Below are 18,081 nucleotides of genomic sequence, written 5' to 3'. Positions count from 1 at the left end.
TTCTTTACTCCTTGTTCCTGCGTTTTAACTCAAAGAGGTCGATTCGTCTGTCTCTCAAATTTCTAACTGCCCCAAATTGGTTGAGCTCCCGCAACAAATCGATATCCACATCGGCAATAAGGATCATCTCTGTATTAGGTGTTGCCTCGGCTTTGATCCCATTGGTAGGAAAAGAAAAATCACAAGGAGTGAATACCATGGATTGAGCAAATTGAATATCCATATTGTGCACATTAGGCAGGTTTCCAACACTCCCTGCGATGGCTACATAACATTCATTTTCAATGGCCCGGGCCTGTGCGCAGTGCCGTACTCTTGAAAATCCGTTTTGTGTGTCCGTGAGGAAGGGAATAAACAAAATATCCATGCCTTCGTCGGCAAGTAACCGACTCAATTCCGGGAATTCCGAATCATAACAAATCAGAACTCCAATCTTACCACAGTCTGTCTCAAAGGTCTTGAGTTCATCGCCTCCCTGCATGCCCCAAACTTTGGCTTCATCAGGGGTAACATGGATTTTCTCGTAGCGTTCCATACTCCCGTCCCTGCGGCATAAATACCCCGCATTGACCAATTTGCCATCTTTTAACTCGGGCATACTCCCGGTAATGATATTGATGTTATAAGAAATGGAAAATTCAGAAAACTTCTTAACGATGTCTTCAGTGTGTTTGGCGAGTTCACGAATCGCCTGAGATTCTGGAAGGTGGTTGTTCTCAGCCATAAGCGGAGCATTGAAAAACTCCGGGAATAAGGCAAAGTCGGAGCGGTATCCGGCAACAGCATCGATAAAGTACTCGGCTTGTTGCAGGAGTTGATCCAGGTCCTTGTAAGGCCGCATTTGCCATTGTATCAGGCCCAGTCTGATCGTTTTCTTTTTTGTTGCCGCTTTTTGTTGGGTTTCTCATAATAGATATTATCCCATTCCATAAGGACAGCAAATTCGTTGGAGGCCTCGTCTCCTTCTAAATAACCTTTGAGAATCTTGGCAGGATGGAAATCATTTGAGATTTGAAAATTAAGAACGGAATCCTGTATCTCCTTTCTCCGCACTTTTTGAATATACTCCTTTGGGGATAGTGTATCGGAATGCTTGTGATAATTAGGCATTCGCCCGCCAAAAGCTACACCCTTCAAATTAAGGCGTTCACAAAGGTCTTTTCGGTAATCATACAGCCTTCTCCCCAGGCGGAGACCACGGAATTCGGGTTTTATAAATACATCAATACCATAGAGCATGTCTCCATCCGCAGTATGTGTTGAAAAGGTGTAATCCCGGTAATATCCTTATAGGTATGGTCAACATCAAACTGATTGTAATCAACAATAATCGAAAGGGCGGTACCCGCTAATTCTCCATTGATTTTTATGGCCACCTGCCCTTCAGGAAAAAGTGCTATCAGTTTTTTTATATGGTGCTCCCGCCAGTAGGCGTCGGGCATTGTAGAATAAGCTTCTATCATAGCGTCTTTGAGCTCCTGATAGTCGTCTATACCCAAGTATGTCAATTCAATATTTTCAATATCAATCACGATCTTTTCTTTAGGTAATACAAAAGTAGTTTATAATTTGCCTTCTCTGTCAAAGTCCTATCCAGAATAGCCCAGGCCGGGATTGTGGGAAGGGTACAAAACACCCCCTTTGATTTCGAACAAGCCCTGGAAGGGATCATCCAGAAGGTCGAGATGGCCATCGAGATCCGCGAAATGGATGTTGGGTCTCGAGAGGGCAAAATGAAGTCCGGCTGAAATCCCAAGGGCACATTCATCCAAGCAACCCACCATAGCTTCAAGTCCGGCCGATTTAGCCACCGAGTTGATGTGCATCCCCTCGAGGATTCCTCCTACTTTCATCAATTTTATATTAATCATATCGATCTGCTCTTTCTGCGCCAATCTAAAGGCGTCATCGAGGGTTTTCAAGCTTTCGTCAGCCATAACTGGTATCCCCACGGCGTGTGTAACCTCCCCTAGCTGCTGATCCCCTTTAGTTTTCGTAGGCTGTTCAAAGATCTGAATACCGACCTTCTCTGTGGCCTTGACAAAAGCCACGGATTGTTCTACGTTATACCCCTGATTTCCATCGAACCTCAAAATGATCCCGGGAAATTCCTCCCTTAATTTGATCATTTTGGCAATATCTTCTTCCAGGTTAAGACCCCCTTTTATTTTAAGAATAGTAAACCCCTTGGCTGTAAACTCTTTGGCAAGCGACAGGGTTTGCTGCAGGCCCATAATTCCTATGGTTATACTCGTAGCGAAAGACTTACGGTAACCCCCTAAAAACTGATACAGCGGCAGATCCGCCTTTTTTGACATCAGGTCGAGTAAAGCCATATCCACCATCGCCAACACTGAGGAATTTTCCGGACAGAGTTGTTTTAACTCGTCTATGATCCTGTTGTACATCAGCGGTGAATTTCCGTGCAATAAGGGTAAGACATGCTGCTGAATTGATTTTTCAACCGTTTCTGCAGATTCCCCGGTCACTTCCAGGTCGGGTGCCGCACAACCGTATCCCACCAAAGATGTATCGGTCTCGAGTTTAAGAATGAAATTACTCGTATGCGATACGGTCTCATAAGCAATAGTGTATGGGACGGATAAGGAAAGGTCTAACCTTTCAAAGGAGACCCGGATAATTTTCATCAATAGCGTTTTTGATAGAGATCGTCAAGGGATGAATTCTTTATGGACTCCACAAAGTTCACCATATGATGGATCATAAGATCCCACATTTTTTTTCCTTTTTCAGCCGAGGCCTTTGTAGCATCGCCCATTACGCCGCTCTCTGAAATCTTGTTAGTTCGAACATACCAGGTTACTCCCTGTTCGTTGTCAAAATCAAGGAATTTTGATCCGAATTCCAGGGTCTGGTTCACTGCCTTATCCATCTGTACCATCTCGGGACGAATAGCGAGGGTTGTACTCGTTTCTATTTCTCCGGCATGGATATCATTGGGAGTATCAATAAGACTGTACAGTGCCACGTCACTGGTTTCGCCCGTATCCACACAAACAAAGATCTTGGCATCCCTGTTGATCATCTGGGCGGCGTAATGAAGGGTTGGGGCATTGTCTCCATGTCCGTTCAGAATAATGATCTTCTTAATTCCATTCCTGGCCAGATTCATCCCGATATCGTAAACAAAGCGCGAAAGAGCGTCGTTGGTTACACTCAAGGTACCCTTAAAATCTTCATGGTGATAGGATACACCGTAAGGAATAGGCGGTAAAACAAAAGGCTTTGGGTCGCTACAAGCTTCCGCCACCTTGTACGCCATATATTTTGCATCAAAGTAATCTATATCCACCGGTAAATGAGGTCCGTGCTGCTCGATAGCCCCACAGGGTAAAATTGCTGTGTCGACCTTTTTCAGATATTCTTCAATTTCGGGCCAGGTCATTTCCTCCCACATAAAAGTGGACTTATGTTGTTTTGTGTTCATCGTTTTTGATTAAAAAATAAGGCTGTTCTAAGTAGTCCTTATCGGGTGTAAATGTATGCCATTTCCGGTTCTGTAATATCACGTTCCCCTCAGAATATTCAGAGAGAATTTTAAACAATGGCTTTCGTATGTAAAAAGGCAGATCTTCGCTTTTGCTGCGCTCCTGATCGAACCTCAGAGAAACGATCTCTGGATATTTTTTCGCCAGCTTTACAGTGTGTTCGGTTGCCTTTAAATGTCCTTTGGAGAGCAGCAGATGATACAGGTGTGCGGCATCGCTGCCCAATTGCTTTACACCTTTTTTTTCGAGGGCATCCAGTCCTTTTGCAATCTGCTCCTCTGTATATCCGCATCTGCGCGGATCTTCATCCAGGGCGGTGAGCATACCTATGATCCTTCTGCATTTTTCACAGGAACCGCAGGGGTACATTCGTCCTTCTTTTTCGTGAGCCGCATGACAAGACACCTGTTGTTTCTGTAGTTCGGGATAACGTTTAACCAGTACTTTTAATATGAGTAATTCTGAGAGAGACCTGAGGATCGAATATTGTTTAAAATTCCACCCCTTCCTATGATAGTATCGGGTTAGTGCATTGTCAAAATACTTGCTTTGGTCATAGAGGCCATGATAGTGGGTAATCCCATTATAGTTGCCCTTTACGGTGGTATCGTATTCATTGCCTATCAGGATGTTCCCCACTTCTCTTTTCATCGCTACCGGAAGGGTGCCAAATAGAAAAACGGCCACGGTCCAGAGCCTGATGGGGTAGATATCTGCCCTGATATTCTGAAAATTCTCCTTGATAAACGGCATCTGTTTTACCATCCAGTTAAAGATCCGGTCGCTATTGCACCAGGGTTTTACAGTGTTAGGTTCAATCTTTTTATAGTATTGATGTGCATTTACTGCGGTGAACCAATGTCTGCCTGATTCGTTGATAAACACAGGATGGGGCACTCCCAATTCTTTAATGATTCCATAGGTAAGCAAGCTGTCTTTCCCCCGCTACTCAGGATAAGGTGATCATCATCAGAGGACCTGAGACGCAATTTCTCCAAACTCAGGGATGAAAAGCGGGTATTGATAAATGTCAATCTTGCTGCCGAATAAACTGGGCGTTTTTCGTGTTCAAGCTTATCGAAAGGAGCTTTTAAGAATTCGTTCTTATGATAAAACTTCAACACCAGGACCTCCCTGGCTGTATTTTCCATCATATCCTTTAAAAATCTCTGATCTACCTCATCAAACAGGCCGTCAAATACTATTTCTTCGCAAAACAGGCCATAGTTCAAAGCTACCTGGGCCAACATCATAGAAGCCAGATTCACATCCCTGCCCTTGCTTTTGTCAAAGTAAGTGGAGTCATAGGAGTAGATCAATTGATTAACTGCGCTGCTTCCATTTTTTTGGACTACAGTGTAGGTAGCCTTAACCCTTTTGGGTTCAATGGTTAATTCATGCACCAGCAATTGGCGAAATACCACAAGGTCTGATATACCTTTCATGTAATGTGAAAATTTATCGTTGGAATGCTATTTCAAATTAGAGCGTAAATTTTAAAAATTCCACTTCTATGCATCCATTTAAAGGTACTCTATTTTAACAGTATAAAATGAAAATATGCTCTTATCACCTATATTTATTGAGACTATATATTTTTTGGCCCAATAAAAAATTAACACATCATCAGTGATTTATTCAAATAATTTTGCGTTCTTAATTATAATCAATTTATGAAAATCAAAATATTATTTTTAACTCTCCTTTTCCTCTGTAACGCATGGCTTCCTGCGCAGGGTGATTTGCCATTGTCGGTTTCGCCTACGAAAATCAAACCACTTCGTTCTTTGTTGGATACCACGCTTCAAATGAGTCTGGAAAATCAGGTATTAAAGAACCCGCAATGGAAGAAACTCATAGAATCTAAAAGAATGGCTATCGGATTGGTTGATCTTCGTGACCCGGAGAATGTCCGCTTTGCCCGAATCAATGGCAATCATATGATGTATGCTGCCAGTCTCCCTAAAATTGCCATACTTCTGGCCGCGGTTGATGCAATAGACAAAGGCGAATTAAAGGAGACTTCTGAAGTAAAAAAAGACATGCGCCTGATGATCAGTAAATCAGACAACAGGGCCTCCACTCGAATGATAGACAGGGTTGGATATGACAAGATTGAAGATGTCATGACCGATCCTAAATACGAATTTTACGATGAAGAGACGGGTGGTGGTCTGTGGGTTGGAAAGCGTTACGGTGGCGGCGGGGATACCAACCGGGAACCTTTAAAAAACCTTAGTCATGCTGCTACAGTTACTCAGGTGTGCAGATTTTACTATCTGTTGGCCAATGGCAAACTGGTAAACCGGGAGCGATCTATTCAGATGTTGGACATGCTGGAAAATCCCCAACTTCACCATAAATTTGTGAATACTCTTAATATTTTAGCGCCTGATGCCCGGATCTTCAGGAAGTCCGGTTCCTGGAGAAATTATCATTCTGATTCGGCCCTGGTTTGGGGAATAGATAAAAACAGGAGGTATATCATTGTGGCGCTTATTGAGGACCCGGGGGTGAACAAATCATTCGTGGCCTGGTAAGACCTGTTGAAACAGCTCTGAAAAATTCCAAGAACTACCGAAAAGATAAATAGACAAACTTTGACAATGCTTTTTCAAGAATTCTTAAATAAATCCTTTAATATCAGAGAGGGAGAATTTAAGATTTCTTTCTTAATGCAACTCTATGTGTTTTTGATCATCACCAGCCTGTTGATCATAAAACCCACGGTCAACTCTTTATTTCTTTCAGAACTAGGAGTGGAGAGCCTGCCTGTAGCTTTTCTTCTTATTGCGGTTATTGCCTACATCAGCTCATATTTCTATACAAGGGCGCTCGGCAGGCTTTCGCTGCGGAGTGTCATTGAAACTACCCTGGGAATCACAATAATCATTCTGACCACACTTACCGTTCTATTAAAATTCAATTTGCTGAATGCCTGGATGCTCTATATTTTTTACGTTTGGGTGGCTATTCATGCGGTATTGTCTGCTTCTCAGTTCTGGGTCCTGGCTAATCTTGTCTTTAATCCAAGAGAGGCAAAACGACTTTTTGGATTTATAGGTGCAGGTGCGATTCTAGGTGGCATCTTTGGTGGATATCTTACCTCTGTCCTGGCTCCGGTTATTGGTAATGACAATATTTTTTTTCTCGCCATTGGCCTGCTTGTTCTCTGCATCCCATTACTGAAGAGAATATGGAAACTGCGCGTAGAAAAATTAAATGCGTTTAAGGTTCAAAAACGCAAAGTGAAAAATGGGGATAATCCCTTATGGCTGATTAGAAAATCAAAACACCTGACATACCTTGCCTCTATCCTAGGCGTCAGTGTATTGGTTGCCAAGTTAGTGGATTATCAATTCAGTGATTTCGCCTCTGCAGCTATCCTAGATCCTGACGAACTCACCGCTTTCTTTGCCTTCTGGTTCTCCACTTTCAATTTGCTGTCTTTAGGTATACAATTATTTATAACCCATCGAGTAGTAGGGGTCTGGGGTGTTGGGTTCTCCATGCTCCTCCTTCCCCTGGGAATCCTTGCAGGGTGCCTTCTATTCCTGGTATTTCCTGAATTATCCGTGATCATCTTTATAAAAGCTGTTGACGGCTCATTCAAACAATCAGTAAATAAGAGTGCAATGGAACTGCTGGCTTTGCCCTTGTCATTTGAATTGAAGAATAAAACCAAATCTTATATTGATGTAGTAGTAGATAGTTTTGCGACTGGTATCGCCGGGTTTATATTAATTTTCCTGGTGAGCGGACTCAATCTGCCTTCAATATACATTACCGGAATTATTGTACTTCTGCTAATCCTCTGGATCTATTTTATATATAAGGTCAGAAATGAATATTTCCAAACTTTCAGGGATAATCTATCCATGGTCTTAAACCCTAAAGAAAAGGATCAAAAAATCTCACCTAAAAAAGAATCAGTAGTCGATGGAATGAAAAAGGTTTTTCAGGAAGGAACTGAATCGCAGATTCTCTTTATGTTGGGTAAACTCAGGGAGATTAATGACAGCCGATTTCTGCCCGAAGTGCAAAACCTTCTCAGACACCCTTCTGACAAGGTGAAAACCGCAGCCATCCAAAACCTGTATTTTTTAAGTAATGCTGCCCTGTCTACGGAAGTCACCCAGCTATTATCCTCAGGTGATGAAGAATTGATCACAGCTACACTGGATTACTTACTTTTACACGCAGACAGTCAAAAAGGGATAGTTTTCGACTCATATCTTGAACATTCAGATACTGTTATTGCCCAGGCTGCCTTATTCTGTCTTGCCAGGGAATCGAGGGATAACTCCACCCTCCACCAACACTATAATTTAAAAGAGAGAATTGAAGGGCTAATAAAATCCCGTAGGGAAAAAGGACCAGAATCCCTTTTTACGCCTTCCTTATTAAACACCATAGGAGCTGCAAATATCCCTGAGTTTTACCCTGTGTTATCTCAAGCGCTGCAAAGCAAGGACGTAAAGCATCAAATTGCGGCAATTAAGGCTATGGGATTGAGCATTTATCCCCCATTCCTCCAGGACCTGCTGCCCCTTCTTATTAACAAATCACTTAGGCCACACGTCTTAGAAACACTTATACCTTATGGTCCACAATTGGATACTTTTTTAGTCGATGTGATAGCCCAAAAGACCATGTCTCTGGAAATTTGCCGACATATTCCGTCAATATTCCGGTCAATACCATCACAAAATGCAGTGAATGCATTGATGGGATTACTCGAAAATTCTGATCTGACCATACGACAGGAAGCGGTGAGATCTCTCAATGAGATCAAAAAGAATTACCCTCAGTTTCGGTTTGATCATCTAAAGGTTGTCCGTAAGATCCTGGAAGAATGCAAAATGTATCACCAGACCCTCTCAGCAATGCATAACCAGATCATCATCTCATATCGGAACAGAACTAAATCCAGGCAAATAGTAAGCGAGGCAGAACGTGATGCACGGGCGAGTCTTCTGGAACTTTTGGAAAGGCGGCTTGATGCAGGCCTGGAAAGAATCTTTAAATTACTCGGGCTGAAGTACAGTCCCCATGAGATTGAAATCGCCTATGAGGGAATCCTCAGTGAGCAACATGATGCACAGGCCAGTGCAATTGAGTATCTGGATAACTTATTATACGGCGACCTCAAGCGAAGATTGTTACCCATTATTGAAGACAGCATTCTCGATATTACGTCTGAGGAAGTACAAATGCGACTTACCACTAAAGTACCCTCAGAGTATGAATGTTTTCAAAGTCTGCTGGGTTCATACGACCATAAATTGAAACTAGCGGTTTTGTACCTCATTGGAAAACAAAATAATCCGAAGCATATCCCCCTGGTTGAAGAGTGTATTGCTGCCGGCGATGACAGGGTATTGGAATTCGCAGAAGAGATCCTTCTAAAACTCAGGCCTGCCTAGCCCTTCCTGATGATCTTGTCAATAGCGGAAGCGAGGTACAAATGGTCAGAAGCCGAGTTCTTCCTGAGAACATTCGACATAAGGACAACGATGTATTTACAGTTATCCGGATGTTCCACAATGATCACTGAATTCATGAAATTCAGGACATTACCCTCGTACTTGCCGCAGGGTTCTCCTTTACTTCGATCGCATTTATAAAGGCTGCCGGATTTGAAATAAACTGCTGCTTCCTTAAGTGCAGGAGATTGTGCGTATCGTATCCGTCTGTCGGTCATATACATCAACCTTTTCATTTCGAGGCTGGAAGCTTCATCAATTACATTTCCCTGCTCCAATCTCAGCAAAAATTTCATTAGACCCATTGGCGTTCCAATACTTCCGCCTTTGTCCCCTACATAGGTATTTGCCCCTTTGGTAAAAAAACTTCCCAGTCTCCATTCATCGTGTCCAATTCCAAGTTCCCGAAGCGGGAGGTTTACAACATCGTTCCCCAGATCTGTCAGTTCTTTTCTGGGAGTTTCCTTAAAATAAGCCAATGCCTCTTCTTCCGTGATTGTCGGATAGTTTTGACCGAAGGCAGCCATTAACATCACCTCACGCCAAACTATACTGGCCGCACCATTATTACTTACAGATAACATATGATCTGTCCATTCGAATAAGGAAAATACATCAGAAGCGACCACTTGTCTTTTAACAAGCGTATTCTTCTCAATATTGTAAATAGGTATGGTATGCTCGTCTGTAAGACCCCATACCCCGGCTTTTACTGATTTCGTTTTTAACAAGTCGATTCTCTTTCCCATGTCATCAGGGTAGATCTTGCGAAGTTGATCAAACAAGGCGATAAGAACCGCTATTTTACCGACACTTCCCGGCTGATAACCCAAAGACTCATTTCTGTGGGCGTATCTGGTCTGTGCAGGATCTGAGATATCCAGAATACTCAGGGAATAACTCTTATCCAAGCCCCGAAAAAGGGTACTTATCTCGGCCTGCAAATTACTGTCTTCCTTAAAAAAACTTTTTAGACTATCACTGCGTTGCTCCAGAAGATTTAAGCTGATCTCCTCCCATGATTTCATTGCCCCTGGGAGCATAGGGGTAGTCGATGTAATAGTCCCATCCTGTATGAGTTCAAGTCTTTTGAGTCTTTTTATCCCCGTGCGCTCAAAGCCGTCTATAGGGTAGAAAAGAAGAATTCCCAGAAGAGATAGGGTGGGTAGGTAAAGGTGTTTTATTAAAATCTGCATTTTAAAGTTTTGTTGAGAGTTGAATGATTTTGTTTTTTTGAATTTTTGGGGTGATCGATTCCAAATACGATGAGCCGAGGGCTTTTTTGTTCTCCACAAAAGGTCTTATTTGAAAGAGCCAGAGTTTATTATTTTTAAATCCAAGTTCAACATCGTATGCGCCGTCATAATCCGATTTTAATTCCCTTGGGAGCGTTTCGCGTAAGCTTGCAGCAAATTCCCTCAATTTTCCGATGTTGGCATTACTGAGCATCGGCTCCTCAAAGGTTGCGGTTTCTCTGGATGTCCCACCGCCGGTTGGTAGTCGATTGTAATACACCTCCCTGGCAGGTGCCAGGAGTTGTGATCCCTTCTGAGTGATCAAATGAGTTTCTGCGGCTTGACCGTCCACAGCTCCCCCGGCACCCCGGCTAAAAGCCACCGTTAGGTCGTCCTTGGTTCCCACATTGATTCCCTTGGTAATCATTACCCCTGAGTAATCAACATCCACGCTGGGTATCACAAGGATGGACGGGAATACATTTTCAGGGTTTAAAAGATATTTCTGGCGCCACTTAAAGCTTCTTTCTGAATATGGGGATGCCCATACATCTTTGATGCCTTGCAGTAATTTTTTCCGGTCCAGGGTATTAAAAATAGTAAGGTTTAGTCCTGCCCCTGTAAAATCCTTCAGGTCTTCCATATTGGTATCACTGCGCAGGAATACAGGGATTTCCCCTAAAGTTTTCCCAAACACGGATGAAAACTGTGATTCTAATTCCTCAATAAAGGAACTCTTCAACGGCATTTCACGGATCGCATTCCTGAGCAGTTCCAGTTGTTCCAGTTGAAATTGTTCAACTTCTGCCTCAGATTTGCCTGAAGATCTCATACTATCTGCAGTGACAAACATGGTACGAAGGAACTGCCAATAGGATCTTTCATATCCCGGTAGTTTCTGGTCCATATGCTCCCTGAAAATCCCGAAGGGGATGACAAGGCCTTCTACAACATCCCCTGGGAACATTTTTTTCAACTGTCCCAGATTAGCAGCTTTCGGTCCACAAAGTTTTCCCGAATTTGAAGCATCTACGTCTCTCATATTGAGTACATTGACCACATCAAGGCGGATATCTTTAACCGGAACTTCGATTTTTTGCAAATCCCGCTCTTTTTTGGTGAAAAGTGCTTTTTCTTCGGAGGTCATCTCCCTTTCAGGTTTCATAAGCACAGTACCTTTATTAGATACCGCATAAAAGACCCGCATACCATTGAATTTTTTTAACTCCTTCAGGTCGTTATCTGAAAGAGCGGCATTGGGTATCCCGAGATTTCTGGCTAGCAGTTGTACGTGGGACACCAAATTTCCTTCTGCAACCGTTGCAATACCCGCAACCGGCTTAAGGTCGGATGGCGGTTTCTGGAAGATGTATATCTTGTTTGAAGATACCTCAAGTTCTTCTCGGTAAGTCTCGATCACTTCCAGTTCACCAAGGGCATAACCCGGGTTTAATCCCCGTATGGAACTTAAATTACCGAGATCCATGACTTTATTAGTCAGATCAGATTCTTTAGAGACAAAACTACCGAGATCACTGACGGCTTTTCCCAGGTGCAAGACCAGAGAAGCCCTGATCTTGTCGTCGATAAACCCATTCGCCATAGGTTCAAAAGCATTGTAAAGGCTTGCTACCTCATCAAAATGGGCTTTAAACATACTCGTACTCCATTCCACCGCACTGCGAGCCCTCCCCAGGGTATTTGTCAATTGCTCCAGCGGGAGCGATTTTCCTTCAATATTAGTCAGAGCAGGAGCTAATTGTTCCCACTCCCAGATTTCCATATATCCTGCAGCAGCAGACGCCAGGGTTAAACTACATATTTTCTGCAATTGCTCTTTTACATTCTCCGGGTTCCAGTCAGCTTCGGCCTTAAATATTATTTCTTCCAGCTGCAGTGATAGATCCATCAAACGCAGTCTCAGCTGATTATCCTTTTCCATTATAATTCCCTGCCTGATGAGCCACATAGCTTCTGAGCTTTCCCTGATAAGTTCTGCCTGACGATTACTAAAATCTTCACTTCCGAGTTCGAGAAGTGCTGTATTCAAATCCTGATGTCTTAAAACCGGCATGTCCTTTAAGAGCACCTTCAGGTCTGTAGGAGCAAAGAATTCCTGCATCGTTTTAATCAAACTTTTAAACTGGTTTTGAAGACCGGGTGTGAGTTGTCCCCTGTTCCGATCTAAGAAGCGTTCAACATCCACGATATCGCTGAGTTGGGGCCTACTATGGATTTTAACCCTGAGGTCCATAAAGGACGGATACTGATCTGAGATAACCTTCGATTCGCTCCTCATGATCCTTCCGAGATTTTCATCCTCCTTATAAGGAATATCTCGCATGGCATTCCTCAGGATAAAAAAGTGCTTCTCCACATTCTCATCTACTGCCAGCAATCCCGTGAAAAAGGAAATACCCCATTCCGTTTCGTCTTCTGCCTGTATAGCCCCACGATAGTATTGTCCTTTGGTATTTATCCATCCATTGTCTATAGATCTCAGATACCGATCTAGTTGATACTGCTTTAAACGGCTAAAGTTGTTTCCGGGATTCCATATGTCGGATGGTTGAGTATTGGTAAGGATCTGGCCGAAATATATTCCATTCTTTCGGGCAATCTCATTCACTACATCCTTGTATCGGGCATGCTGATTACCCGGACCGATGTTATCAGGACATGGGTCTTTGGGCTGTCTGATACTTCCATCAGTGCAGAACCACCTGATGTCCTTGTAAGGGCCCCGTATATCTTTTTTAAATTCCTGAACTAACTTTTGCAGTTCCGGAGCTTTGTACTCCTGAGAAAATAAAATACTTACATTCAGAATTAACAATAATGGTATAATCCCAAAGGAATAAAGAATTCTATTCATGATTTTTCAATTTAATTTTTAAGAGCTCTACCAACGGTTCTGCCCCATGAGCCAAAACATCAAAGGCCGGGATACCGGTTTCGGCTTCTATTTCCTTGCAGGCTGGCTTGATTTCCTCGGGAAGCATGTCTTCATGGTTGACGGTAATTGCGATGACTTTCTTTCCGGAAATCACTTCAAGCGCATGGATCTGTTCGGGTAGGGAATGTAATCGGTAGCCCGGAAAGCCGTCGTACTCCAATCTTTTAGGGGCGTGCTGCAGGACCACATAGTCGGGCCTGCCGGCAGCAAGGATCTCAAATCCACCCGGATAGGCCGGGTTCATTAAACTCCCTTGTCCTTCTATGACAATAACATCAGGCTTTTCATTTTTCCATGCGCTTACTACCGCGTGTTCTATTTCTCCTGAGACAAAATCATTGATACAGCTGTCCATGATCATACTGTACTTCGCCCCCTGCATCCATCCGGTCTGCCCCGTACCAACCATTTCCGCCTTGAGACCCGCTTTGCGAAATGCATGCACCAGGATCCAGGCTGTAGTTCTTTTCCCTATGGCAGAGTCTGTTCCCAGGATAGCCAATTTCAAACAAGGAACACTCTCAATTTCACCTTTAAAAAAATGTAATTTGTCCCGATCAGGTGTTTTTCGAACATCTCTTACCCGGCAACCTTTTTCTTTGGCAATAGCCATCAAGGCTTTGTCATTGGTAAGAAAATCGTGCAAACCACTGTCCACATTCCAGCCCAGATTCAGTGCTGCCCTAATGGTTTCTTTGGCATCGGCCGGAAGACGGCCCCCATCGGGAGCCAGGCCTATAACCAGGCTGCCCGGATAATCCTCGCTCCCTTCCAGTACTTTTACTGCACTGTTCAGATCACTGAAAACAGGGATGCCATTCCGTTTTCCATCCAGTACTTCCCCTGCATCCTTTCCTGCATATCGACTATCCAAAACACCTACCACATTGTATCTTTCGGTAAATCGAACAAGACCATGGGCCGTTTTTCCGTTCGGTGTGTTAAAAGCCCCTTCACAATATACCAGGGCATTACCATCTATTGAATTTTTCATCTTTTTATATTTAGTTTTTCGCTGTTAATACAGCAACGTATCGGTCGGGTTCCATCGATTCTCTTTCATGTATCTCAAGCAGGGCGATAAGACCTGCAGTGGACGCCGGTAAGATCCTGAACCCTTCCTTTTTCTGCAGGAGACTACTCATTTCCTTTAATTTTCTATCACTCACATTAACGGCCTCTCCACCCGATTCGCGCAAGGCATAGAGGGCCTCCTCCCCATCAAAACTATGCCAGTTAATCAAGGGTTCATTGTATTTGGTTTCCCGGATGTTTGCCGGTTCAAGGTCTTTGCAATACTCAAGGCCTTTTTTAAAGGATTGCACTATTGGATTTTTAAAGGCGGAAGAAGCTGCAATCATTTTAGGAATCCTGGAGGTCTTTCCCCTTTTGTACAAGCTAACAAAACCCCTGAATATCCCGGCCATAAGTGTTCCGTTAGACACCGGAACAGCGCAGTATTTTGGGGCATCCCCAAGGTCCTCGTAAATTTCATTTGCGATCTGAGCATAGGCTGAGATCTGAAGAGGAGTGTTTGCTCCGCCCGGATTGGCGTCATACCATTCGTTTTGCGCGGCTAGTTTACTGCTTTCAGATACGACATCTTCATAGCTGCCTTGTAATCGAATGATCTCGGCATTTAGAGATCGCATTTCTTCCACCCGTTCAGTATGGTAGCTCTCAGGGATATAGATCTTACAATGAATTCCTGCCAGGTTTGCGGCAAGGGCAACGGCAACGCCGTAATTGCCGCAGGTGGCCAGACTTACCACGTCAAAATCCCGGCGCAAGGCATCGTAAACCTGAGCGAAGGCTATGCGGTCTTTTTGTGTTCCTGTGGGGTTATCCCCTTCGTATTTTATATACAATTGTCTGATGTTAAACTCCCGCTCCAGGGCCTTAGCCCTGTTCAATGCCGTGTCGCCCACTTCAAGGTTGAGAATATCTTCAAAACTCTCCAGCCTGTCTGTGATTGATTTACTTTTATCGACAACAAATTCACTGAGTTTTCTGGTTTCAGAAGAAACTTTATTTTCTGCAGTCTTAACACCGTCACGTAAATTCATTTCTTGTCTTTGAATGATCCTTTTAGTATACTAAATCGATCTTATATACAGAAGCAATATTAGTATTTATTTCAATGTGGATTTATAAATTTTAAGCGCTATTACATCAGCCTCCAATGACAATCAGCAGTATAGTAAATGAGGTTTAGAAAAGGCCTATGAAGATTTGTCAATATTCTGTCTTACATTTAAGCAAAAGAGAAGACACTTTCTAAATGTCCCCTGCTATATGCTTGTATTTACGCTGGTCTTACTTTACCTCATTATTGCCCTGATCCTTGTGGCAGGTCTTTTGATCAACGGGGTAAAACCTTCCAAAACCCTCGCCTGGTTACTCGCTATTTTCACTATACCCGTGGGGGGCATACTACTCTACATCATGTTGGGAAGAAACCGGAGAAAGAAAAGGCTTTCCCGTTTACAGAAAGACAATTTAAAAGTCCCCACTTTTTCGAGGTCTCTCGCCAAAGAGACCTCAAAAACAAAATACAGGAAATTAATGACCCTGATAGAATCGGTAAGTCGATTTCCTCCTACAGATCAAAACCAACTCACCTTACTGGAGGACGGAAAACAGACTTTTGAGAATATCCTGAAAGCCCTGGAAGAGGCAAAGAACTACATATATCTGCAGTACTATATTTTTGAAGAAGGGGAACTTACCGCAAAACTTTTGACCCTTTTTGAGAAGAAAATTGCGGAAGGTGTGGAGGTCAAATTGATCTTTGACGGGGTAGGAAGCTATTCTTTGAGCAGATCCTATATTAAAAAACTCAAAACAGCAGGTGTAGAGGTCTACCCCTTCCTCCCTTTCCGTTTTGGACGTTTTCTCTCCTCACTGAATTACAGAAACCATCGAAAGATCATCGTGGTTGACGGTAAGATTGCCTTTACTGGCGGAATTAATATTTCGGACCGTTACTTTAAAGGTGATCCGGAGCTGGGCAGATGGCACGACATGCATTTGGCAATAAAAGGACCGGCCGTAAAATTTATGGAATACGTTTTTATCTCCGATTGGTTTATGGTTTCTGAAAAGAAAATCGACCTTAAGGTAAATACCGATGTGCAATTTGAAGGCAATGAAAATACCTCGGTGCAAATCGTACCCAGCGGTCCGGATGACGTTTTCCCCAACATCGAGCAGACGTATTTAACCATCATTAACGAAGCCCGGGACTACCTGTATATTACAAATCCTTATATCATTCCCACCCATGAGATTCTGAAAGCACTGCAGATTGCATCCTTGAGCGGGGTTGATGTCCGACTTTTGGTTTCTGAGCACAGCGATAGCCAAATTGTCGACTGGACTGTAAGATCCTATTTCGATGCGTTTATCAAGTCGGATATTCGGATTTTTTTATTCCCCCATGGCTTTCTCCATTCCAAAATACTGGTCAGTGATGACGATGTAGCCTCGATCGGAACAGCAAATATTGATGTACGGAGTTTCGAACACAATTACGAGGTCAATGCCATGTTGTACGATACCGGAATCGCTAAAACACTGAAAGAAAATTTTATCAAGGACTGCAAAGAAAGTAAGGAAGTGATGGCAGAAGATTTTTTTAACAGGCCCCTAAAGAATAAGCTCAAAGAAGGACTCGCCCGTATTTTTGCACCGCTTTTGTAGATGGATACTGAAGTAAAGGAGACGCTTTTACTTTATACGTGATTACTTCTCTTTTCTAAAAATGAGATCTTCCATTTCCATGGCTGAAACCACAAGCTCAGTGTATTCTTTTATCGTCTTCTCCGCTTCAATAGGATCGGGTATTTCGATGACACCCCGCCAAATAAGCTCTCTTTCCTTGTCTACACAGATACAATACAAAGAAGTTTCTACGAAGTACACAGTAAAGCGCTGGTAATATTCGTCTTCGTAGTATATGCTCTGATGCCCGAGGTAATCATCCTTAAACCTGCCGTTATTGCGATCGATATCAGACAAGGTCCTTGACAATTTCTGACGATTTTCTGAACCTAAAATTTTGGTAAAAAGAATAGCATCAAAATCCTTGTCGAGTAATCTTTGTTCCACCTCATCGAGCTCCGTTTCCGTCCTAACCGTATTTGTAAAATCAACGTCAAAAAGATCAATACTCCTCATGGCCTCGATACCCCTGTTGTTGAACTTTTCGAGCATCTCCGTTTCAAATTCGATCCGGGAATCAGCATTAGGCGTCATGCCTACAATTAAAACTTTATATGCATCAAAAATAACTATATCGGGGTTTTTCCAGGTACTAACCACCTCCGCATCACTACAAGACATGGTTATTGCAATCAAAAAGCAAAGTATTTTTTTCATGACTTTATTTTTTCCGGACAACGACTGCAAATTAGTTTGACCTAGACTCTTTCCCTATGATAAATATCATACCTGCAGCTTAATTAACCCCTCCTGTGTCTTTTCTTTAATATTTGTTGACCGTAGGCAAAAATCTCAGCTTTTAACTTCTGGAAACTCCTCATGCATTCCTCCATCTGCTCTTTGAATTGAAGGTGATGCTGTTGATAAGCTTTGTCAAGGGTCTTACTTGAGATCTCCATCAAGCCGCTCAATTGGTTTTCGTGTTCGAGCAAAGCCCTCTTCATCTCAACACACTTTGTTCTGGTAAGATCAATTTCCCTTTGATGCTTTTGAAGTGTTTGAAATAAGCCCGGCGTGTCAGGCTCAAAAACATAGGAATGCAGGAGATGGTTAAAAAAAGTGATCTCATCCGCCGTAAAGTCGAGCTGCGAAATCCATTTCCTCGATTCCCTGTGAAAGGCTTCTAATCCGATGTGGTTTGTTGCTACTTCTTCCATTTTTCTATTTTTTTA

At 42.9% G+C, this 18,081-nt stretch carries 13 protein-coding genes and 1 pseudogene; 3 read left to right on the top strand and 11 right to left on the bottom strand.

What is annotated here, in order from left to right; translation table 11 throughout:
* Positions 1 to 4: 4 nt before the first annotated feature.
* The 5 genes and pseudogenes from EQY75_RS03280 to EQY75_RS14085 all read right to left on the bottom strand — a co-directional run bounded on the left by EQY75_RS03280 (position 5) and on the right by EQY75_RS14085 (position 4,954).
* Positions 5 to 1,535, bottom strand: a pseudogene (locus EQY75_RS03280) (GNAT family N-acetyltransferase).
* Between the two features lie 54 nt (positions 1,536 to 1,589).
* Positions 1,590 to 2,648, bottom strand: coding sequence for a mandelate racemase/muconate lactonizing enzyme family protein (locus EQY75_RS03275; protein WP_129602848.1), 1,059 nt, complete (start codon positions 2,646 to 2,648; stop codon positions 1,590 to 1,592).
* Positions 2,648 to 3,448 carry a creatininase family protein gene (locus EQY75_RS03270; RefSeq protein WP_129602846.1) on the bottom strand — a complete coding sequence of 267 codons (801 nt, stop codon included), beginning with the start codon at positions 3,446 to 3,448 and terminating at the stop codon, positions 2,648 to 2,650. The genes EQY75_RS03275 and EQY75_RS03270 overlap by 1 nt, the downstream gene beginning before the upstream one ends.
* Entirely contained in the window at positions 3,429 to 4,406 is a 978-nt protein-coding gene (locus EQY75_RS14090; protein WP_217349971.1) for a hypothetical protein, read from the bottom strand. Before EQY75_RS14090 ends, EQY75_RS03270 begins: the two co-directional genes overlap by 20 nt.
* Positions 4,352 to 4,954 carry a hypothetical protein gene (locus EQY75_RS14085; protein WP_217349970.1) on the bottom strand — a complete coding sequence of 201 codons (603 nt, stop codon included), beginning with the start codon at positions 4,952 to 4,954 and terminating at the stop codon, positions 4,352 to 4,354. The genes EQY75_RS14090 and EQY75_RS14085 overlap by 55 nt, the downstream gene beginning before the upstream one ends.
* Positions 4,955 to 5,182: 228 nt before the next feature.
* On the opposite strand from EQY75_RS14085, the gene EQY75_RS03260 reads away from it, so the two are divergent.
* Both EQY75_RS03260 and EQY75_RS03255 read left to right on the top strand, forming a co-directional pair.
* A complete protein-coding gene (locus EQY75_RS03260) occupies positions 5,183 to 6,049 on the top strand; it encodes a serine hydrolase (RefSeq protein WP_342774036.1) in 867 nt (288 codons plus the stop codon).
* Positions 6,050 to 6,115: 66 nt separating this feature from the next.
* Complete coding sequence (locus EQY75_RS03255; protein WP_129602844.1) at positions 6,116 to 8,935, top strand: hypothetical protein; 2,820 nt, start codon at positions 6,116 to 6,118, stop codon at positions 8,933 to 8,935.
* Here the strand turns inward: EQY75_RS03255 and EQY75_RS03250 are convergent.
* Genes EQY75_RS03250 through EQY75_RS03235 form a run of 4 tightly spaced genes read right to left on the bottom strand, consistent with a single transcriptional unit; the run spans position 8,932 to position 15,252 of the window.
* Positions 8,932 to 10,191, bottom strand: a complete 1,260-nt coding sequence (locus tag EQY75_RS03250) for a serine hydrolase (protein ID WP_129602842.1) — start codon at positions 10,189 to 10,191, stop codon at positions 8,932 to 8,934. The two genes, EQY75_RS03255 and EQY75_RS03250, sit on opposite strands and share 4 nt — an antisense overlap.
* Before the next feature lies 1 nt (position 10,192).
* A complete protein-coding gene (locus tag EQY75_RS03245; protein ID WP_129602840.1) occupies positions 10,193 to 13,105 on the bottom strand; it encodes a PEP/pyruvate-binding domain-containing protein in 2,913 nt (970 codons plus the stop codon).
* A complete protein-coding gene (locus EQY75_RS03240; RefSeq protein WP_129602837.1) occupies positions 13,098 to 14,180 on the bottom strand; it encodes an N-acetyltransferase DgcN family protein in 1,083 nt (360 codons plus the stop codon). Before EQY75_RS03240 ends, EQY75_RS03245 begins: the two co-directional genes overlap by 8 nt.
* Before the next feature lie 10 nt (positions 14,181 to 14,190).
* Positions 14,191 to 15,252: a pyridoxal-phosphate dependent enzyme gene (locus EQY75_RS03235; RefSeq protein ID WP_129602835.1), complete on the bottom strand. Its 1,062-nt coding sequence runs from the start codon at positions 15,250 to 15,252 to the stop codon at positions 14,191 to 14,193.
* Positions 15,253 to 15,481: 229 nt separating this feature from the next.
* Here EQY75_RS03235 and cls point away from each other — a divergent pair, with 229 nt between their 5' ends.
* Entirely contained in the window at positions 15,482 to 16,888 is a 1,407-nt protein-coding gene (gene cls / locus EQY75_RS03230; RefSeq protein ID WP_129602833.1) for a cardiolipin synthase, read from the top strand.
* A gap of 42 nt (positions 16,889 to 16,930) precedes the next feature.
* On the opposite strand, the gene EQY75_RS03225 is transcribed toward cls, so the two are convergent.
* Together EQY75_RS03225 and EQY75_RS03220 are read right to left on the bottom strand one after the other, a co-directional pair.
* The gene (locus EQY75_RS03225) at positions 16,931 to 17,566 is read right to left on the bottom strand and encodes a hypothetical protein (RefSeq protein ID WP_129602831.1); all 636 of its coding nucleotides are present in this window, start codon (positions 17,564 to 17,566) and stop codon (positions 16,931 to 16,933) included.
* An 83-nt stretch (positions 17,567 to 17,649) separates the two neighbouring features.
* Positions 17,650 to 18,066 carry a hypothetical protein gene (locus tag EQY75_RS03220; RefSeq protein ID WP_129602829.1) on the bottom strand — a complete coding sequence of 139 codons (417 nt, stop codon included), beginning with the start codon at positions 18,064 to 18,066 and terminating at the stop codon, positions 17,650 to 17,652.
* Positions 18,067 to 18,081: the final 15 nt, after the last annotated feature.

It is taken from the genome of Muriicola soli, assembly GCF_004139715.1.
Taxonomy (GTDB): Bacteria; Bacteroidota; Bacteroidia; order Flavobacteriales; family Flavobacteriaceae; genus Muriicola; species Muriicola soli.
This window is presented reverse-complemented; position numbering and strand designations above follow the sequence as displayed.